The 18,918-nt window shown below is 70.9% G+C and carries 18 protein-coding genes; 3 read left to right on the top strand and 15 right to left on the bottom strand.

Going from position 1 to position 18,918, the window contains the following annotated elements; all coding sequences use genetic code 11:
- Positions 1 to 239 precede the first annotated feature (239 nt).
- A complete protein-coding gene (locus ACFORO_RS13325; RefSeq protein WP_354746836.1) occupies positions 240 to 1,454 on the bottom strand; it encodes a winged helix-turn-helix domain-containing protein in 1,215 nt (404 codons plus the stop codon).
- 50 nt (positions 1,455 to 1,504) lie between these two features.
- Between ACFORO_RS13325 and ACFORO_RS13320 the strand changes: the two genes are divergently transcribed.
- Complete coding sequence (locus tag ACFORO_RS13320; protein ID WP_354746834.1) at positions 1,505 to 2,059, top strand: GNAT family N-acetyltransferase; 555 nt, start codon at positions 1,505 to 1,507, stop codon at positions 2,057 to 2,059.
- Here the strand turns inward: ACFORO_RS13320 and ACFORO_RS13315 are convergent.
- Positions 2,049 to 2,525: a GtrA family protein gene (locus tag ACFORO_RS13315; protein ID WP_377870132.1), complete on the bottom strand. Its 477-nt coding sequence runs from the start codon at positions 2,523 to 2,525 to the stop codon at positions 2,049 to 2,051. The genes ACFORO_RS13320 and ACFORO_RS13315 overlap by 11 nt on opposite strands.
- Positions 2,526 to 2,677: 152 nt before the next feature.
- Between ACFORO_RS13315 and ACFORO_RS13310 the strand changes: the two genes are divergently transcribed.
- Positions 2,678 to 3,193, top strand: coding sequence for a hypothetical protein (locus ACFORO_RS13310; protein ID WP_377870133.1), 516 nt, complete (start codon positions 2,678 to 2,680; stop codon positions 3,191 to 3,193).
- A gap of 77 nt (positions 3,194 to 3,270) precedes the next feature.
- Here the strand turns inward: ACFORO_RS13310 and ACFORO_RS13305 are convergent, their stop codons facing one another.
- From ACFORO_RS13305 to ACFORO_RS13245, 13 genes are all read right to left on the bottom strand, one after another.
- Positions 3,271 to 3,720, bottom strand: coding sequence for a tetratricopeptide repeat protein (locus ACFORO_RS13305; RefSeq protein WP_377870134.1), 450 nt, complete (start codon positions 3,718 to 3,720; stop codon positions 3,271 to 3,273).
- On the bottom strand, positions 3,717 to 4,466 hold the full coding sequence (dapB, locus tag ACFORO_RS13300; protein WP_377870135.1) for a 4-hydroxy-tetrahydrodipicolinate reductase: 750 nt from the start codon (positions 4,464 to 4,466) through the stop codon (positions 3,717 to 3,719). Before dapB ends, ACFORO_RS13305 begins: the two co-directional genes overlap by 4 nt.
- On the bottom strand, positions 4,463 to 5,827 hold the full coding sequence (locus ACFORO_RS13295; RefSeq protein ID WP_377870136.1) for a M16 family metallopeptidase: 1,365 nt from the start codon (positions 5,825 to 5,827) through the stop codon (positions 4,463 to 4,465). The genes dapB and ACFORO_RS13295 overlap by 4 nt, the downstream gene beginning before the upstream one ends.
- Before the next feature lie 256 nt (positions 5,828 to 6,083).
- Positions 6,084 to 8,333 carry a polyribonucleotide nucleotidyltransferase gene (locus tag ACFORO_RS13290; protein WP_354746823.1) on the bottom strand — a complete coding sequence of 750 codons (2,250 nt, stop codon included), beginning with the start codon at positions 8,331 to 8,333 and terminating at the stop codon, positions 6,084 to 6,086.
- 239 nt (positions 8,334 to 8,572) lie between these two features.
- Positions 8,573 to 8,842 carry a 30S ribosomal protein S15 gene (gene rpsO, locus ACFORO_RS13285; protein WP_037812514.1) on the bottom strand — a complete coding sequence of 90 codons (270 nt, stop codon included), beginning with the start codon at positions 8,840 to 8,842 and terminating at the stop codon, positions 8,573 to 8,575.
- A 164-nt stretch (positions 8,843 to 9,006) separates the two neighbouring features.
- A complete protein-coding gene (gene thpR / locus ACFORO_RS13280) occupies positions 9,007 to 9,483 on the bottom strand; it encodes an RNA 2',3'-cyclic phosphodiesterase (RefSeq protein WP_377870137.1) in 477 nt (158 codons plus the stop codon).
- Between the two features lie 3 nt (positions 9,484 to 9,486).
- Complete coding sequence (locus ACFORO_RS13275; protein WP_344284669.1) at positions 9,487 to 9,963, bottom strand: helix-turn-helix transcriptional regulator; 477 nt, start codon at positions 9,961 to 9,963, stop codon at positions 9,487 to 9,489.
- Positions 9,964 to 10,122: 159 nt separating this feature from the next.
- Complete coding sequence (locus ACFORO_RS13270) at positions 10,123 to 11,088, bottom strand: bifunctional riboflavin kinase/FAD synthetase (RefSeq protein WP_370935882.1); 966 nt, start codon at positions 11,086 to 11,088, stop codon at positions 10,123 to 10,125.
- A 41-nt stretch (positions 11,089 to 11,129) separates the two neighbouring features.
- Entirely contained in the window at positions 11,130 to 12,050 is a 921-nt protein-coding gene (gene truB / locus ACFORO_RS13265) for a tRNA pseudouridine(55) synthase TruB (protein WP_354746817.1), read from the bottom strand.
- A gap of 542 nt (positions 12,051 to 12,592) precedes the next feature.
- The gene (locus ACFORO_RS13260; protein ID WP_377870138.1) at positions 12,593 to 13,912 is read right to left on the bottom strand and encodes an MFS transporter; all 1,320 of its coding nucleotides are present in this window, start codon (positions 13,910 to 13,912) and stop codon (positions 12,593 to 12,595) included.
- A gap of 112 nt (positions 13,913 to 14,024) precedes the next feature.
- The gene (locus ACFORO_RS13255; protein ID WP_377870139.1) at positions 14,025 to 14,846 is read right to left on the bottom strand and encodes a PhzF family phenazine biosynthesis protein; all 822 of its coding nucleotides are present in this window, start codon (positions 14,844 to 14,846) and stop codon (positions 14,025 to 14,027) included.
- Positions 14,847 to 14,903: 57 nt separating this feature from the next.
- A complete protein-coding gene (locus ACFORO_RS13250) occupies positions 14,904 to 16,241 on the bottom strand; it encodes an MATE family efflux transporter (protein WP_344284655.1) in 1,338 nt (445 codons plus the stop codon).
- 484 nt (positions 16,242 to 16,725) lie between these two features.
- Positions 16,726 to 17,736 (bottom strand): DHH family phosphoesterase, encoded by a 1,011-nt coding sequence (locus ACFORO_RS13245; RefSeq protein ID WP_377870140.1) that lies wholly within the window; start codon positions 17,734 to 17,736, stop codon positions 16,726 to 16,728.
- 25 nt (positions 17,737 to 17,761) lie between these two features.
- On the opposite strand from ACFORO_RS13245, the gene ACFORO_RS13240 reads away from it, so the two are divergent.
- The gene (locus ACFORO_RS13240) at positions 17,762 to 18,796 is read left to right on the top strand and encodes a TRM11 family SAM-dependent methyltransferase (protein WP_377870141.1); all 1,035 of its coding nucleotides are present in this window, start codon (positions 17,762 to 17,764) and stop codon (positions 18,794 to 18,796) included.
- Positions 18,797 to 18,918 lie beyond the last annotated feature (122 nt).

Raw genomic sequence — 18,918 nt, 5'->3', positions numbered from 1 at the left:
GCAACTGCCTGCGAGTCTTTCCGCCCCACCGAACGCGCTCCCCAGTCACCGCCCGCGAGACTTCCCCGCCTCCCGGCGGCGCTCCCCCGTCACCGCCCGCGAGACTTCCCCGCCCACCGAACGCGCCCCCTGCCGCCGTCCGCGAACCTTTCCCGCCTCCGAGCGCGTTTCCCAGGCCGGACCGCACCAAGCCGCCAGTGCTCCTCCCCGGCGGACTCCTCAGCGCGAACGCCTCCCGCTCACTTAACCGCGCGCCGCAACGCCCGGGCCAGATCACCCCGCTCCCCCACCACGACGCCGTCCAGGCCCTGCCATTCCGCCATCGTCCGCAGTTCCCCGGCCAGTTCCGCCGCCACCCGCGCCTGGTCGACGCCGGGCTCGGCGAACGCGCCCTGCACCCGCAGCACCCCGGCCGTCCGGTCGGATTTCAGGTCCACCCGGCCCGAAAGCGCGCCGTCCAAGAGGAACGGGAACACGTAATACCCGTGCACCCGCTTGGGTTCCGGCACATAAATCTCGATGCGGTACCGGAATCCGAACAACCGCTCCGTCCGCGCGCGCTCCCAGATCAGCGGGTCGAACGGGCACAGCAACGCCCGTCCGGACACTGCCCTCGGCGTGCGCGCGTCGACGTGCCGGTAGGCGACCGCGCGCCAGTCGTCCACCTGGACTGGTTCCAGGACGCCTTCCTCGACCAGCTCCTGGACGGCCTGCCGCGAGACGTCCGGGCCGAGGCGGTAATAGTCGCGCAGATCGGTTTCCGTTGCCACGCCAAGAGCCCGCGCCGAACGGTCGATCAGGCCGCGGGCGCCCTCCTCCAAGGAAACCTTGCGGGACAAGATTTCCGGCGGCACCACCCGCTCAGTCAGGTCGTACAGCCGCTCGAACGACCGCCGCGTGCCGGTGCTCAGCTGGCCGACGCCGAACAGGTACTCGCACGCCTTCTTCACCACCGAGCGTTCCCACCACGCCCCCGGCCCACGGCGGACCGCCTCGGTCTCCAGCGCCTTTTCGATCGCCCCGGCGCCGATCGGGCCCTGCTCCTTGACGACGGCCAGCACGTCGTCGAGCAGGCCGGGCACCTTGTCGACCACCCGGGTGTAGTTCCGCCACCAGCCGTCCCGTTTCGCGCCGGACTTCAGCAGCGGCCAGTCTTCGATCGGCAGCAGGCTCGCCTCGTGCGCCCACGATTCGACCAGCAGCCGCGGCCGTTTCGCGCGGTGGCTCCACGCGGCGTCGTCGACCAGCGCCGGGTCGTACCCGCCCAGGCGCGAGAACAGCGGCATGTAGTGCGCGCGCACGGCGACGTTGACCGAGTCCAGCTGCAGCAACTGGACCCGCGACAGCACCTTGGCGAGGTGCCGCCGGGTCGGGGGCGAAGCGGGCCGGGGGTCGGCGAACCCCTGCGCGGCCAGAGCGGTGCGGCGGGCTGCGGAAAGGCTGATCGTCTGCATGATTCCGCCATGGTGCCAGCCACCCCCGACAGTTTCGGTACATTGCCCGCGTGAGTGCCGCCGAAGTCCGTCCCGCGAACCCGTCCGACGCCGCGGAGATCGCCCGCATCCAGCGGCTTACCTGGCGGGCGGCTTACGCCGACCTCCTGGGCGCCGAGGCCATCGACGAGTTCGAGAAGGCCGATCTCGAAGGCACCTGGGCGGAGACGATCGAGTACCCCGATTCCCGCGTCTACCTGGCCACCGAAGGCTCGTTCACGGTCGGCTACTGCGTCGCGGGCCCGGCCCCGCAAGACGAAGCCGCCGCGGCCGACGGGTCGCCGGCCGACGACGCGCCCGGGCTGATCGCGTCGCTGGTGGTCGAACCGCGCTGGGGCCGTCGGGGGCACGCCGGACGATTGCTCGCGACCGCTGCCGCTGAACTCCGTGCGAATGGACTGAACCGCGGCATCACCTGGGTCGCGCAGTCCGACCATGCGACGCTCGGGTTCTATCGTCGCGCCGGCTGGTCCCCTGACGGCACCGTCCGCACCCTCGACACCGGCCGCGGAACGCTGCGCGAAGTCCGGCTCACCGGCACGCTGGAACTAGAACTCACACACTGACCGGTTCTTCGCGCTTGACGAAAACCACCCAGCGCATCACCGAGTACATGAACACGCCCTCGCACGCCCCGGCGATCAGCCGCGACAAGTGGTATTCGACGCCCAGCGCCGTCAATCCCGCGCCCAGCCCGAGCAGGAACGCGGCGTAGTTCACCGCGATCGCCACCACGTACAGCACCGCTTGGCGGCCCACCGGCGCGTGCGAACGGAAGTTCAGCGCGCGATTCAGCACGAAACTCAGCCCGAACGCGACCACGTACGCGACGCTGATCGACAGCCACACCGGCCACTTGAGCCCGCCGTGGAACAGCGTCAGCAGCAACAGGTCGACGCCGAACGTGAAGCCGTTGATCACCGCGAAACCGAGGAAACTCGGCGCGACGATCCGCGACAACCCGAACGGCAAGACGCGCGCGACGGCGGCGCACAGCCCGGCGAAACGGTCGGCGATCGGCACCTCAGGCACCTGTCCGATCCTGGCAGCGGAAGGTGTCCGAGACCGGTCGGCCAGGTGATCTTCTGGGGTTGGCGCCAGGGCAAAGAGTGGGGTTAGCCCCCGTGATCTTTTCGTGATGGCTGATAGCTTGGAGTGAGCGACGACCCGGAGGGGGTGACACGATGGGCTGGGTGCTCCTGACCCTCGGCGTCGCCTTCGGCTCGGCGATCGTGCCGCTGGTCAACGCCGAACTCTTCGTCATCGGCCTCTGCGCGAGCCAGCACAACGTGCACTGGCTGTGGCTGGGCGGCGCGGTCGCGGTCGGGCAGATCGCCGGGAAACTGCTGTACTACCTGGCCGCTCGCGGCTCGATCCGGCTCCCGAAGTTCCTGCACGACCGGCTGCACCGCGAACGCCCGCTGACTCCGCGACGGGTCCGCTGGCAGCTGCGCACCAAGGTGATCCGCAGCAAGGTCGAGGCGCTGCGCGAGCGTTGCCAGCGCCATCCGCACTGGATGACCGGCACCTACGGGATCAGCTCGCTCGTCGGACTGCCGCCGTTCATGGCGACGAGCGTGCTCGCCGGGATGGTCCGGATGCGGCTGTCGACGTTCCTCGCGGCGGGGCTGGCCGGGCGATGGGTGCGGTTCAGTTTGCTGGCGGCTTCGCCCGCGATGTTCGCCGGCTGGCTGCAGTAACCGGCTAGAAGTACGTGAGGGGAACCCTGAGGGACTCTGATTCCCTCAGGGTTCCCTTCACGGACCTTTGTCCAGCGCTACTTGCGCTCCGCGCCTTCCAACTCGATCGCCTTGCGCATCGTCGCCCGGGCCCGCCGCCGGTCGCCCGCGATGTCGTACGCGTATGCCAGCCGGTACCAGGCTCGCCAATCCTCTTGGCTCGCTTCGACTTCCGCGCGGCGCTCGTCGAACCACGCGTCCGCGGCGTCGCGGTCCACACGGCCGGACGGGCGGCGCGGCAGGTCCGACACGTCCGGCAGGCCGCCCTCGGCGTCCAGTCGCCGCGACAGCCGCTGGATCTGCATGCCGGACCGCCACGTCACCACGACGATCCACACGCCCAGCAGCGGCAGCAGGAACACGCCGATGCCGAGCGCGATCCCGGCGGGCGTCCCGGTCGCGAGCAGCGCCACGGCCCGGTCCGCCAGCAGGACCAGGTACACCACCAGCGCCGCCGTCATCAGCAGCGCGACATTGCGGGCTTTCACAGGTCGAGCACGTTCTCCAGGCCGACCGTCAGGCCGGGACGCGAAACCACCGAGCGCACGCCGAGCAGCACGCCCGGCATGAACGACGTCCGGTCCAGCGAATCGTGCCGGATGGTCAGGGTTTCGCCCTCGCCGCCGAACAGGATTTCCTCGTGCGCCACCAAACCCGGCAGGCGGACCGAGTGCACGTGGACGTCCTCGACGGAAGCGCCGCGGGCACCGTCCACTTCGGACGTGGTGGCGTCCGGGCCGGGAGCGATCCCGGCCTCGGCCCGAGCGGCGGCGATCATCCGCGCGGTGTGCGCGGCGGTGCCGGACGGGGCGTCGGCCTTGCGGTTGTGGTGCAGTTCGATGATCTCCGCCGAGGCGTAGAACTTCGCCGCCTGCGCCGCGAACCGCATCGCCAGCACCGCGCCCAGCGCGAAGTTCGGCGCGATGAGGACGCCCAGCCGCGGCTTGTCCGCCAGCAGCCCGCGCAGTGCGGTCAGCCGCTCCTCGCTGAAGCCGGTGGTGCCGACGACCGCGTGCAGGTCGTGCGCGATCAGCCAGCGCAGGTTGTCCATCACCGCGTCCGGGTGCGTGAAGTCCACGACCACCTGGGCGCTGCCCAGCGGGGCGAAATCGTCGCCCGCGTCCAGCGCGGCCACCAGTTCCTGGTCCGCGGCGCCTTCCACGGCTTTCACCACGGTCGCGCCCATGCGGCCGCGTGCGCCCAGCACGCCGACGCGGATCGGGGACTCGGTCATGACGCGATCACCTCGTGCAGATCGTCGGGCAGGTCGTCGGCGTGAGCGTACGGCCCCACCACCGCCGCGGACGACACCCCGCCGGGGCGCCGCAGCAGAGTGCGAGCGAGCGCACACACCTCTTCGGTCGTGACCGCGTCGATCCGCGCGATCGTGTCGTCGACGCCCAGGTACCGGGCGTAGTTCAGCTCGTTCTTGCCGATCCGGGACATCCGCGACGACGTGTCCTCCAGGCCCAGCACGAGCCCACCGCGCAACTGCCCCTTGGCGCGCGCGACCTCGGCGTCGGACAGCCCGTCCGCGGCGACCGAGTCGAGCACCTCGCGGATCACGCCCGCGACCTGGCCCAGCCGCTCCGGCTGACAGCCCGCGTACACCGACATGTGCCCGAGGTCGGCGTAGCTCGCCACCGACGAATACACCTGGTACGCCAGGCCCCGGCGTTCGCGGATCTCCTGGAACAGGCGGGAACTCATGCCGCCGCCGAGTGCCGCGTTGAGCACGGACAGGGTGAACCGGCGCTCGTCGTGCCGCGGGAGTGCGCGGAACCCGAGCATCACGTGGGCTTGCTCGGTGTCGTCCGGGTGGAGGGCCAGCTTCGGCACGGTCTTCAGCCGCGCGCGGCCGGAGCGGGGCGCGACCGGGGTCGAGGTGCCGGCCAGCCGTTCTTTCAGCGCGCGCTTGACCAGGCGCAGGACCTGGCCGTGCTCGACGTTTCCGGCGACCGCGAGCACCATCCGCGGCAGGGTGTAGCGGCGGCGGTAGAAGCCGCGCAGCGCGGACGGCGACATTTCGGTGATGGACTTTTCCGTGCCCAGCACCGGACGGCCCAGCGGGTGGTCGCCGATGATCGCGCCCACGAAGGTTTCGTGCAGCAGGTCTTCGGGATCGTCGTCGCGCATCGCGATCTCTTCGAGGACGACGCTGCGTTCCATGTCCATGTCGCGGTCCGTGCACTGGGCTTCGAAGACCACGTCGGTGACGAGGTCGAGCGCCAGGGGCAGGTCCGCGTCCAGGACCTGGGCGTAGTAGCAGGTGTGCTCTTTCGCGGTGAAGGCGTTGAATTCACCGCCTACCGCGTCGATCTCTTCCGCGATCTGGGTGGCGTCGCGGTTGGTGGTTCCCTTGAACAGCAGGTGTTCCAGGTAATGCGCGGCGCCTGCGACGGCGAGTGGTTCGTCGCGGGAGCCGACTCCTACCCACAGGCCGACTGTCGCCGACCGGGAGGCCGGGACGTGCTCGGTGATGACCCGCAGGCCGCCGGGGAGGACGCTTCGCTTGACTACCGCACCGTCCGAAGTGGACTCGAGCGTACGGGTGGTGCCTACGGGCTGCTCGTGCCCGGAAACCTGCCGTGCCAAATCGGGGTCCTTCGGGGTTGGAGGGTCGCCAAACTGTGTTTTTGGCGCCGGCTCCGCCGTCGCGGCGGGATCGCCTTTAAGTCGGCGTCTGGAGGAGCAGTGCACCCGGCCCGGGGGGCCGTGCGCACTGCCCCTCCAGACGCCGACGCGATCCCGCGGTGGGGTCAGGTGAGGGGCGAAGCGAGCGCCGGGGCGGGATGCGCAGAGGGCCTCCTGCCCCGGGGTCGGGTCAGGAGGCCCTCGCGGTGTGCCGGTGTTACTTGGCTTCGGCGGTCTCGGCCGGAGCGGCGTCGCCTTCGGCGGGCTTCGCGGCGTCTTCTTCCTTGACCACGATCAGGCTGATCTTGCCGCGGTTGTCGATGTCGGCGATCTCGACGCGGATCTTGTCGCCGACGTTCACCACGTCCTCGACCTTCGCGATCCGCTTGCCGTTGCCCAGCTTCGAGATGTGCACGAGGCCGTCCTTGCCCGGCAGCAGCGAGACGAACGCGCCGAACGCGGCCGTCTTCACCACGGTGCCCAGGAAGCGCTCGCCGACCTTCGGCAGCTGCGGGTTGGCGATGGCGTTGATCTTGCCGATCGCCGCCTCCGCCGACGGGCCGTCGGCCGCGCCCACGTAGATCGTGCCGTCGTCCTCGATCGAGATGTCGGCGCCGGTCTCCTCGGTGATCGAGTTGATCATCTTGCCCTTCGGCCCGATGACCTCGCCGATCTTGTCGACCGGGATCTTCACCGACGTGACGCGCGGGGCGTACGGGCTCATCTCGTCCGGGCCGTCGATCGCCTCGGCGATGACTTCCAGGATGGTGAGGCGAGCGTCCTTCGCCTGCTTCAGCGCGGCGGCCAGCACGGCCGACGGGATGCCGTCGAGCTTGGTGTCCAGCTGCAGCGCGGTGATGATGTCCTTCGTGCCGGCGACCTTGAAGTCCATGTCGCCCAGCGCGTCCTCGGCGCCCAGGATGTCGGTGAGCGCCACGTAGCGGGTCTCGCCGTCGATCTCGTCCGACACCAGGCCCATGGCGATGCCCGCGACCGGGGCCTTCAGCGGCACGCCGGCGTTGAACAGGCCCATGGTGGACGCGCAGACCGAGCCCATCGAGGTGGAGCCGTTGGAGCCCAGCGCCTCGGAGACCTGGCGGATCGCGTACGGGAACTCGTCCCGCTTCGGCAGCACCGGGACCAGGGCGCGCTCGGCGAGCATGCCGTGGCCGATCTCGCGCCGCTTCGGCGAACCGACGCGGCCGGTCTCGCCGGTGGAGAACGGCGGGAAGTTGTAGTGGTGCAGGTAGCGCTTCGTCGTCTCCGGGGAGAGCGAGTCGATCTGCTGCTCCATGCGGAGCATGTTCAGCGTGGTGACGCCCAGGATCTGGGTCTCGCCGCGCTCGAACAGCGCCGAACCGTGCGCCCGCGGGATCACGGCGACCTCGGCCGAGAGCTGGCGGATGTCGGTCAGGCCGCGGCCGTCCATCCGGATCTTCTCGGTGAGGACGCGGGTGCGCATGATCTTCTTGGTCAGCGCCTTGAACGCACCGCCGACCTCCTTGTCGCGGCCCTCGAAGGCCTCGCCCTCGCCGAGGCCGAGCTTCTCCAGGACGGCGGCCTTGACCTCGTCGGTCGCGGCGTCGCGCTCCTGCTTGCCGGCGATCTGCAGCGCCTTGGCGAGTTCGTCGGACGCGATCGCGGCGACGGCCTCGTAGATGTCCGGCTGGTAGGCCGGGTACACCGGGAAGTCGCCGGTCGGCTTGGCGGCGTCGGCGGCCAGGCGCTGCTGCGCCTCGCACAGCACGCGGATGAACGGCTTCGCGGCCTCGAGGCCCTGCGCGACGGTGGTCTCGTCCGGCGCGGTGCCGCCGTCGGCGATCAGGTCGAGCGTGTGCTCGGTGCCCTCGGCCTCGACCATCATGATCGCGACGTCGTCGCCGACGATGCGGCCCGCGACCACCATGTTGAAGGTGGCCTTCTCGAGCTGCGGCCAGGTCGGGAACGCGACCCACTGGCCCTCGATCAGCGCGACGCGCACGCCGCCGACCGGGCCGGAGAACGGCAGGCCGGCGATCTGGGTGGAGGCCGACGCGGCGTTGATCGCCAGCACGTCGTACGGGTCGTCCGGGTTGAGGCTCTGGACGGTGATGACGACCTGGATCTCGTTGCGGAGGCCGTCGGCGAAGGACGGGCGCAGCGGGCGGTCGATCAGGCGGGCGGTGAGGATCGCGTCGGTCGACGGGCGGCCCTCGCGGCGGAAGAACGCGCCCGGGATGCGGCCGGCGGCGTACATCCGCTCCTCGACGTCCACGGTCAGCGGGAAGAAGTCGAAGTGCTCCTTCGGGTGCTTCGACGCCGTGGTCGCCGACAGCAGCATGGTCTCTTCGTCCAGGTACGCGACGACGGCGCCGGCGGCCTGCTTGGCGATCCGGCCGGTCTCGAACCGGACGGTGCGGGTGCCGAACCGGCCGTTGTCCAGAACGGCTTCGGTCTCGAACACGGTGACTCCGGTGGAGTCGGTCATATGGTCAATCTCCTCTTTGGTTCCTTCGTACGACGCGAGTCTCCCACTGTGGGACCCGGTTCGCCCGAGGACGCTCGAGGAGGTGTGAGGCCGGTCTTCGATCGAAGCCCCCGGGTCCGTTGCCCGGGAACCACTACCGAGGACCGGCGAGATCGTTCCTCCAGCGCGCTCGCGCCGTGTGGGGGGGGTGTGCTTGCGGCGAGGGGGAGCGGCCGAAGCCGCTCCCCCTCGTCAGCACGCTATCGGCGCAGGCCGAGACGCTTGATCAGGTCGCGGTACCGCGCCACGTCCACCTTTTCCGTGTAGTTCAGCAGCCGGCGGCGACGGCCGACCAGCAGCAGGAGACCGCGACGGGAGTGGTGGTCGTGCTTGTGGGTCTTCAGGTGTTCGGTGAGGCCGATGATCCGCTTGGTCAGCAGCGCGACCTGGGCCTCGGGGGATCCGGTGTCCGAGTCGTGCAGCCCGTACTCGGCGAGGATCGTCTTCTTCTCATCGGTGGACAGCGCCACTGGTGGTGCTCCTTGTGCATCTAGTGCCGTGAGGCCCGCACCGCGCCACGCGGCCGGGTGAGACGGTCACGGCCGCCACGGACTGCAGCCGGACCCGGTTGCCGAGGTTACCAGCCGGTTGAACTGCGGCTTCAGGCGCGTACGGCTAGCTGGGCAGCACAGCCTCACCCGCGCCGCAGCGGCCAAGTCCGCAGCGTGCGGTACGGGCTGCCGCCGCCCATCAGCTCGACCCGGTCCGCGGTCCAGACGCGGCTGCGGAAGCCCGCGAGCCGTTCCGTCCACTCGGTGGGCGGCTGCGTGCGCGAGCACCGCGCCAGCGTCAGGTGCGGCCGGTACGGGCGTTCCTCGCCGGAGCCCGCGGCCGCGGCCAGGTCGGCCAGGTCCTCCCCCGCCACTCCCAACCACAGCACTCCCGGAAATGTTCCCGAACCCCAAAGCCGGACGTCAACGGATTTTCGGCCGTCCAGCGCCCGGTCGAGGAAGGAGCCGCGTTCGGCGGGGTCGACCTCGCCGTAAAAGGCCAGCGTGATGTGCCAGCCGGCCGGGTCGGACCAGCGCAGCAGCCGGTCCCGGGAGCCGAGCGCGCCGTCGATTTCCGCCGCGACGTCGGCGGGCGGGCGCAGCGCGGAGAACAACCGCATCGGCTACTGGCCCGAGGCTCCCGCGCGGCGGAGCAGGTCGGCGATCGCCGGGTAGTCGTCGTCGAGCAGCTTCGCCGCCTCGGCGAGGTTCTCGTCCTCGGCGACGTCGCGGATGCCCGCGAGCAGGATCTTCTCGTCCGAGTTGACCGGGATGTTGTCGCGGCCGACGGTGGGCCGCGAATCGCGCACGTCCTCGAGCGCGGCCTGCATCGCGTCGCGGTCGCCCGCGGCGACCTCGGGCACCAGGATCTTGCGTTCGAGCATGATCATCCGCGCCAGCACGACCGGATTGCCGATCTTCGCCCGCCGCCCGCTCATCACCTGGCTCAGCATCGGCGCGCTGATCCCCAGCACCTCGGCCAGGAACGCCTGCGACACGTCGAAGGCCACGACCAGCCTGCGCACCCGATCGCCCAGCGGCTCCCCGTACCACTCCCGCTGCAGCGCGATGTTCCGCTGGACGATCTTGTGGTCCTCCACCTAGCTCCGCTCCCCTAGCGCTGTCGTCCCGCGGCCGCCAGCCGGGGGACTTGCTCCCCCGGCCCGGCGCCGCCGGCCCATCTTGCCACTCCGGACGCCCCCGGCGGGCCGGAACGCCCGATTCGCCCCGGGTCCGGCCCGCCCCGGGACGAGGTCCGCTCAGCTGTCGGAGCCGAGCGCTTCCCTGGTCCGGGCCACGTCCTCGTCGATCTTCTTCACGAGATCGGCCGACGCGCCGAACCGCGCCTGATCCCGCAACCGGGTGACGAAGTCCAGTGCGACGTGCTGGCCGTAGAAGTCCTCGTCGACGTCCAGCACGAACGCCTCGACGGTGCGTTCGCGGCCGGAGAACGTCGGGTTCGTGCCCACCGACACCGCCGCGCGCAGCCGCCGGTCCGGGTCGGACAGCCTGCTGAACCAGGCCGTGTAGACGCCGTCCGCGGGCACGGCGGCGAATCTCGCGGTGGACAGGTTGGCCGTCGGGTAGCCGAGGTCGTGGCCCCGGCCGTCGCCGCGGACGACGATGCCCTCCAGCCGGTGCGGCCTGCCGAGCGCGTCGGAGGCGGCCACGACGTCGCCGGCGTCGATGCACGAGCGCACGTAGGTGGAGGAGAAGGTGATGTCGTTGGCGCCGCGGTCGTCGTCGAGCGAACGGCCCTGCAGCTCCGCGCCGTAGGCGACGAACCCGAAGCGGCGGCCGAGTTCGCGCAGCAGCGCGACGTTGCCCGCGGCCTTGGCCCCGAACGTGAAGTTGTCGCCGACCAGCACCGCGCCCGCGTGCAGCCGGTCGACCAGCACCTCGTGCACGAACTCGTGCGGGCTGAGCCGGGACAGCTCCAGGGTGAAGGGCAGCACGCAGAACACGTCCACGCCGAGCCCCTCGACCAGCTGGGCCTTGCGCCGCAACGTGGTCAGCTGCGCGGGATGGCTCCCCGGGCGCAGCACCTCGGACGGATGCGGGTCGAAGGTGAGCACCACGCTGGGCACGCCCCGTTCGGCCGCCGTCGCCACGGTGCGCTTGATCAGTTCCTGGTGCCCGCGGTGCACGCCGTCGAACACGCCGATGGTGACCACGCACCGTCCCCAGCCGCCCGGGAGGTCCCCGAGCCCACGCCACCGCTGCACTGTTGTCAACTCTCCCCGAGCGAGGTGCCTTTGCCCCCACCCTATGCGGGCAGGAGGACCACCACCGAGCGGGTCACTCCCTCGGTGTCGGACGCCAGCGCGAGCACGTGGCCGTCCGGCGCGAACAGGCCGTAGGTGCCCTCGATTCCGCCCGCCGGGATGCGCCTGCCGTACTGGACCGCTTTGGCCGTGGCCGCGTCGAGATCCCGGCGCGGGAACGCGGCGGCGACGGCGGCGTCCAGGTCCAGGGACAGTTCCGGCTTTTCTTCGAGCTGGTCGAGCGTGCGCGCGCGGGCGAGCGTGAACGGCCCGACTGTGGTGCGGCGCAAGGCTTTCAGGTGCCCGCCGACGCCGAGCCCGGCGCCGAGATCCCGGGCGAGCGCGCGGACGTAGGTGCCGGACGAGCATTCGACGATCGCGTCGATCTCGATCCGGTCGTCCTCGCGGCGGAGCCCCAGAACGTCGAACCGGTGCACAGTCACCGGCCGCGGCGGGAGGACGACGTCTTCGCCCGCGCGGACCCGGGCGTAGGCGCGCTTGCCGTCGATCTTGACGGCGGACACGGCGCTGGGCACCTGCTGGATGTCGCCGGTCAGCGCGGCGATGCCGTCGGCGATCTGCTCATCGGTGACCGCGGCGAGGATTTCCGGCGCGGCATCGGTTTCGGCCAGCGGTTCGCCCTCGGCGTCGTCGGTGGTGGTGGACCGGCCGAGCGACAGGGTGGCGAGGTAAGTCTTGCGGTCGAGCGCGAGGTGGCCGAGCAGTTTGGTGGCGCGTTCGATGCCGAGTACGAGAACGCCGGTCGCCATCGGGTCGAGCGTGCCGGCGTGGCCGACCTTGCGGGTGCCCATGATCCGCCGCGCCCGCGCGACCACGTCGTGCGACGTCATTCCCGCCGGTTTGTCGACGATGAGCAGTCCGGGCGGAGGAGCGGGACGACGCGGTTCTTTCGGGCGAGACACGGCGGAAACCCTACCTAGCCGGGGTTTCGCGGGTGGCGGGTGGTTCGGGCGGGCGCGCTGGGCGGCGGAAGGGCTGGGGCGGCTGGCCTGAGCGGCCGGGCTGGGGAGCGGAGGCCAGTTGGAGTCCGGCGCGAACGGCCGGAGCGGGACAGAGGAAGGGATTCCCGGGCGCGCTAGGCGACGGAAGAGCTGCGGGCGACCGGCCCGAGCGGCCGAGCTTGGGGCGCGGAGGCCAGTTGGAATCCGGCGCGAACGGCCGGAGCCGAACGGACGAAGGAACTCCCGGGCGCGCTAGGCGACGGAAGAGCTACGGCGACCGGTCCGAGCGGCCTGGCTGGGGCGGAGGACGGGGCTCGGGCGAATGGCTTTAGCGGCCGGGGCGGCGGAAACGGGCTGGAGTTCGGCGCGAGCGGTGAGGGGCTGGGTTGTCGTGAGCGGCGATGCCGGTTAGAACCCGGCATCGCCACTCACGAGTGCCCGGAGAGAGCAGGCCGGACGACGCGGGCGGGTGGCTGTCGCCGGGAAGGATTCGGGCAGTTCGATCAGGCGGCGGCCACGACCTCTTCCGGTGCGTGGTCCCAGCGGTGCCGCCGGATCTGGACCGGGACTTCCTCCCCGCGTGCCGCCGCGGCGAACACGTGGGCGCGGGCCCGTCGCCACCACATCAGCATCTTGGTGGCGCCGAACGCCAGCACGGCCACGACGACCAGCAGGGCGATCCGGAAGTTGCCGCCGGTGACCTGAAGGAGGATGCCGATCAGCAGGGCGGTCACGGTGGTCGCCAGGAAGCCGCCGACGTTCACCACTCCGGTCGCGGTTCCGACGCGGGACAGCGGGTTGTAGTCGCGGGCGATGGCGAAGCCGATCATCGACGCCGGGCCGCCCAGGGTGAGGAACGCGAATGCCGGGACGAGGACGCCCACCGGGACGTGGCCGTTCCAGCCGAGCAGCACCGCCCATACGATCGCCGCGCCGCTGAGGTAGCCGACGACCAGCGGCACTCGCAGTGCCGGGGAGCGGCCGATCAGCGCGCCCAGCAGCGGGCCGCCCGCCATCGAGCCGAATACGAACACGGTCAGCAGCGCGCTCGCGGTCGCGGCGGGCAAACCCTCGCCTTGCACCAGGAATGGCATGCCCCACAACAGGGTCAGCACGTTCGGCGCGAACATCGTCGAGAAGTGCACCCAGAAACCCAGCCGGGTGCCGGGGGTTCGCCAAGCCAGCTTGACCTGCATGGCCAGTTCCGCCGGGCGCACGGGTTCGCGTTTGCGTTCCGGCACGCCTTCCGGGGTGTCGCGGACGCGCAGCGCGACCGGCACCGAGAACAGGACCGTCACCGCGCCGACGGCGAGGAAGGTGACTGTCCATCCTGGACCGTCGAGGAGCAGCGTGAGCGGGACCGTCGCGGCGAGGTTGCCGATGTAGCCGACGCACGAGGTGAAGGACGCGAGCAGCGCGTAGCGGTGGGCTGGGAAGTGCGCCGCGACGAGGCGGAGGACGCTGACGAAGGTGAGCGCGTCGCCGAGGCCGAGGACGCCGCGGGCCACCAGGCCGAGCGCGTAGGTGTCGGCGAGTCCGAGCAGCAGCTGCCCGGAGCCGAGGATCAGGACGGCGGCGGTGAGCACGCGGCGCGGGCCGTAGCGGTCGACCAGTACGCCGGTCGGGATCTGCATGGCCGCGTAGACGCCGACCTGCAGGACGGTGAAGATGCCGAGCGCGGCGGATCCGACGCCGAAGCGTTCGGCCGCTTTCAGCCCGGCGACGCCGAACGAGGTGCGGTGGAAGACGGCGAGCAGGTACACCGTGACCGCGGTGAGCCAGATGAGCCAGGACCGGACAGGGGCGCGGCCGGCGGGCGTCAAGGGTTCCTCCAGAGAGCAGGCGAGCGTCGGACAGAGGAGGACGACGACGCTGCCGCCTCGATAGTTGTATCGCCTCAGCAACCTCGAGACATAGCCGTGACCGGGGTGTGTTTCACCACAGATCCACTTCGCCCCGGATTCCGACGACCGTTTCGCCGCCGACCCAGACGTCGTCGCCGTCCCGTTCGACGTGCACCCGCCCGCGCCTGCCGAGCCGCGTGCCCTGCGCCGCGACGTACGACTCGGGCGCGATGCCGTCGCCGATCAGCCACTGGCCGAGCGCCGCGTTGAGGCTGCCGGTGACCGGGTCCTCGACGACGTCGCTGAACGCGCGGACCTCGAACGCTGTGTCGGACCCAGTGGGCTGCGCACCGGCGACGCCCACCTTGAACGAGCCGAGCGCACCGAAGTCCGGCTCGATCGCGAGGACGGTCGCCGCGTCGCGCAGCAGCAACGCGACCCAGCCGGGGCCGTTGTCCGCCCAGCGCGCGTCGAGGACGTCGGCGTCGCCGAGGTGCAGACCGCGTTTCACCGCGGCGAGGTCGGCGTCGTCCACCGGGCCGCCACGGCGCAGCGGAGGCGCGGCGAACGCCAGCCGGTCGCCGTCGCGACGCACCCGGACCAGCCCGGCCCCGCATTCCTGCACGAGGTGCCCGGCTTTCGGCACTCCCCCGGCGGCCAGCCACGCCCGCGCCGACCCGAGCGTCGGATGCCCGGCGAACGGCAGCTCGCCGTGCGGGGTGAAGATCCGCACGCGATAGTCGGCGGCCGGGTCGGACGGCTCCAGCAGGAACGTGGTCTCGCTGAGGTTCGTCCAGCTGGCGAACGCGGCCATCCGCTCGTCGGACAGCCCGTCCGCGCCGTGCACGACAGCGAGCGGGTTGCCGCGGGTGAGCTCGTCGGTGAAGACGTCGACCTGGGTGAACTTCGGCATGCGCCCACCCTCGCATCCGCCGGGCGACGGCGACGAGCGGGTTTCGCCGTTATGCCATCAGGCCTCCCGCACCGCGCCGACCACGGCCCACCGCCCGGACCGCCACCGCGCTACGACCGCCGCCAGCCGGAACACCATGAACAGCGACAGCCCGGTCCAGATCCCGCTCAATCCCCAGCCCAGCGCCAGCGACAGCCAGATCAGCGGCAGGAATCCGAGACCGGCGCTGACGAGCGTCGCGGTGCGGAGGAAGGCGGCGTCGCCCGCACCGAGGAGGACGCCGTCGAGCGCGAACACCACGCCCGCGATCGGTTGCAGCGCCACGAAGAACCACCACGCGTGCGGGATTTCGCCGAGCACTCCCGGATCGGACGTGAACGCGTGCGGCAGGACGCTCCACAACGCGGCGAACAGCACGCACAGGAAACAGCCCAGGACGAGGCCGTATCCGGTGATCTGGTTGGCCACCCCGCGCGCCTGCCGCGCCGCTCCCGCGCCGAGCGCCGCGCCGACGAGCGATTGCGCGGCGATCGCCACCGAATCGAGCACCAGGGACAGGAACGTCCAGAGCTGCAGGACCACCTGGTGCGCCCCGACCGCCTCGGTCGAGGTGCGCGCGGCCACCGCGGCGGCGGACACGAAGCACGCCTGGAACGCGAAACTGCGCAACACCAGGTCCCGGCCGAGCCCCAGTTGCGCCCGCATCACCGCGAAATCCGGGCGCAACGGCACCTTTTCGCGCACCAGCGCGGCGACGAACATCGACGCGGACACGACCTGCGCGACGACGTTCGCGATCGCCGATCCCTCCAGCCCGAGACCCGCGACGTACACCAGCACCGGACACAGCACGGCCGAGATTCCGTTGCCCGCCAAGACATAGCGCAGCGGCCGAGTGGCGTCCTGCACGCCGCGCATCCAGCCGTTGCCCGCCATGGTGATGAGGATCAGCGGCGCGCCGAACAACGCGATCCGCAGCCAGGAGACGGCCGCCGCGGCGATCTCGTCGCTGCCCGACAGCGCGCGGGCGATCGGCTCCGCCAGCAGTTGTCCCGCGACGAGCAGCACCAGCCCGACCAGCACGCCGAGCCAGGTGGCCTGCACGCCCTCGCGGACCGCGTCGGCGCGCCTGCCCGCGCCGTGCAGCCGCGCGGTGCGCGAGGTGGTGCCGTAGGACAGGAAGGTGAGCTGCGTGGAGACCTGCGACAACACCACGCCGCCCAGCGCGAGGCCGGCGAGCGGCAACGCCCCGAGATGGCCGACGACGGCGGTGTCGACCAGCACGTAGAGCGGCTCGGCGGCGAGCACGCCGAGCGCGGGCACGGCGAGCCCGAACACTCGGCGGGGCGGGATGCGGTCACCGCTTACGGCGGTGGTCGTGGCGTTTTCGGACACGAGACGAGAGTAGCTACCGGGTCCGACAATTCCGGCGGGGCGGAGGGCGGAGGTTCGCTGAAGTGGGTGACGGGGGTGGGAGAATTGGTTGTGGGGCAAGGGAATTCGGCTGCGTTAGCGGCGGATTCCTGAGATGTGGGAGGTTTGCTCGGGTGGTTCGGGTTCGGTTGCGGACATGCCGGAGGGGCGTGGCTGGGCTCAGCTCCAGCTGCGGGCATACCGGACTGGCACGCCCAGAAGCACGGTCACCGGACCGCCTCTCCGCAAGGCGAACGTTCGGCTGACTCGGCTTCGACCGCAGACGTGCCAGACAGACATACCCGCGAACACCGCTAACCGACCACGTCGCGGAGCGGGTAGCCAGTCGGCGGACAGTGCCCGCATCTCCCGCGGTCGGCTATCGCAAGGCCGCGGGGGTGCAGATGCGTGCCGGGAGACCGTCCCCAGGGGCGCTGGCGAACCTGTGCCAGAACCCCCGCCCGGGTCAGGAAGCTCGCAGCAGCGGCGCCCTCCCCAGCGCATCCCGCAGCCGGTCCAATACCTCCTCTGCCGGGCCCTCCGCCGTGCACCCGGCTGCCATCCGGTGGCCTCCTCCGCCGAACTCCGCGGCGGCGGCTGACACGTCGATGTCACCGGCCGAGCGAAGCGAGACTGTCCACACTGGACCAGGTCCGGCCTCCTTCAGCACGGCCGCGACCCCGGCCTCCCGAGTGGCGCGCACCACGTCGATCACCGACTCGATCTCTTCCAGTCGTACCGTCGCCGCAGCCGCCGCGCGGACTACCGTGTGGACGAAGCCGAATCCTTGTGCCGCTTCGGGTTCCAGCCTCGCTTCAGAGAGGACCGTCGACAGCATCGGCAGCCACGCGAACGGGTGGTCGTCGACGATTCGGCGGGCCACCTCGCCCGGGTCCGCCCCGGCTTCCAGGAGGCGCGCGGCGATTCGGTGCGTTTCGGGGCTTGCCCGGCGGAAGCCGCTCGTGTCGGTGACCACCCCGGCGTACAGGCAGCGTGCGGCGGCTGCGTCCAGTTCGACGCCCATTGCCTCGATGATGCGGGTGACCAGGATCGCTGTCGCTTCGGCGGTCTCGTCTACGACGTGGTGAGTGCCGTAGCGGGCGTTCGTCGCGTGGTGGTCGACGACCAGGACCGGAGCGCCCGCATCGCGGACTGCGGCCACGCGCGGGGCGAGCCTGCCCAGGCGGGCCAGGGTCGGAGTGTCCAGTGCGACCAGCAGGCTGTCGGCCGGAGGGAGGGCGTCGACCGGGGTGATCAGGCCGTCGACGTCCAGCCAGGCCAGTGTTTCCGGGGCCTCGTCCGGCTCTCCGAAGGCGACCCGCACGCGAGCGCCGCCGCGATGCAGCACGTGGCCTAGGGCCAGCGCGCTGCCGAGGGCGTCCGCGTCGGGGCGCACGTGTCCGAGCAGCGTCACGTCGGTGGCCTCGGCCAGCAGTGCGGCGGCGGCCTCGATGTCCTGTACCAGGGAAGCTGTCACAAAGTGTCACGCTACGCTCTGCGGGATGCCTGAGTACGTGATCCTCGTTCTTCCTTCCGCCAACCGCGTGTACGCCGCGTCGTCGCCGGCGCTGCTGCGCGCCGAGCTGGCGGCCTTCGGCGCTGGTCTTTCCGCCGAAGTGTCGGCGATCGAAGAGATCGAACTCGGCGGCGTCGGGTACGTGAAATTCGCCTGCGCGGCGCCTCTCGGTGAGCGAGACTTGGCGCTGCTGTCGAACCTGTCCTCGCTGTACGCCCTGTTCGAACTGGGCGACGGGGTGCTGCGGCCGGTCGCCGTGCATCCGCTGGCGAAGGCCGACTCGGACCTGCTGACCATCCAGAAGTACCCGGGCAAGACCAACGAGCAGTTCACCAAACTGCTGCTCAACCTCACTCTGCTGGCGACCGCGCGGCCCGCGGACTGGCTGGACCGTGAACTGCACCTGCTCGACCCGCTGTGCGGCCGCGGAACGACGCTCAACCAGGCCGTCATGTACGGCTTCGACGCCACCGGTCTGGACGTCGACGAGCGCGATTTCGAAGCGTACGAGCAGTTCGTGAAGACGTGGCTGCGCACGAAGCGCGTGAAGCACACCGCAGAGGCCGGGCAGCTGCGCCGCAACAAGGTCCGGCTTGGCCGTCGGCTGGACATCGAGTACGCGTTCGACAAGGACGACTACAAGGCCGGCCGCGTCCGACGGCTCAGCTATCTCAACACGGACACCCTGACCACCGACGAGGTCCTTCGCCCGGCCTCGGTGGACCTCATCGTGACCGACGCGCCGTACGGCGTGCAGCACGGCAGCCACCGCGACACCGGCCTGGCCCGCAGCCCGCGCGACCTCCTCGCGGCGGCGGTCCCGGTGTGGAACCGGGTGCTGCGGCCGGGCGGGGCGATGGGGATCTCGTGGAACACGCACGTGCTGCCGCGCGAGGAACTGGTGGCGATCCTGGAACGCGCGGGGCTGGCGGTGCGATCCGGCGGGCCTTATGAGGAACTGGCGCACCGGGTGGACCAGGCGATCGTGCGGGATCTTGTAGTGGCGGGAAAGCCCGGCTGAACTCGCTGGGCATTATTGTTACAGCGCGCAGACTACATTCACTGGATTGAGTGAAAGCCAGATAGCACGGGCGGATCACTATCGTGCTTTTACCGCTCAGAGTTGACCGTTCATCGCATCAA

This window comes from Amycolatopsis halotolerans, from assembly GCF_042647905.1.
In the GTDB taxonomy this organism is placed as follows: Bacteria; Actinomycetota; Actinomycetes; order Mycobacteriales; family Pseudonocardiaceae; genus Amycolatopsis; species Amycolatopsis halotolerans.
The sequence above is the reverse complement of the archived record's forward strand: the minus strand, read 5'-3'. Positions and strand labels throughout refer to the sequence as shown.

What these genes read in the sequence shown, in the direction of transcription:
- ACFORO_RS13325 (WP_354746836.1), bottom strand. Translation starts at nt 1,454, where the DNA reads ATGCAGACGATCAGCCTTTCCGCAGCCCGCCGCACCGCTCTGGCCGCG.
- ACFORO_RS13310 (WP_377870133.1), top strand. Translation starts at nt 2,678, where the DNA reads ATGGGCTGGGTGCTCCTGACCCTCGGCGTCGCCTTCGGCTCGGCGATC.
- dapB (WP_377870135.1), bottom strand. Translation starts at nt 4,466, where the DNA reads ATGACCGAGTCCCCGATCCGCGTCGGCGTGCTGGGCGCACGCGGCCGC.
- ACFORO_RS13290 (WP_354746823.1), bottom strand. Translation starts at nt 8,333, where the DNA reads ATGACCGACTCCACCGGAGTCACCGTGTTCGAGACCGAAGCCGTTCTG.
- thpR (WP_377870137.1), bottom strand. Translation starts at nt 9,483, where the DNA reads ATGCGGTTGTTCTCCGCGCTGCGCCCGCCCGCCGACGTCGCGGCGGAA.
- ACFORO_RS13255 (WP_377870139.1), bottom strand. Translation starts at nt 14,846, where the DNA reads ATGCCGAAGTTCACCCAGGTCGACGTCTTCACCGACGAGCTCACCCGC.
- ACFORO_RS13240 (WP_377870141.1), top strand. Translation starts at nt 17,762, where the DNA reads ATGCCTGAGTACGTGATCCTCGTTCTTCCTTCCGCCAACCGCGTGTAC.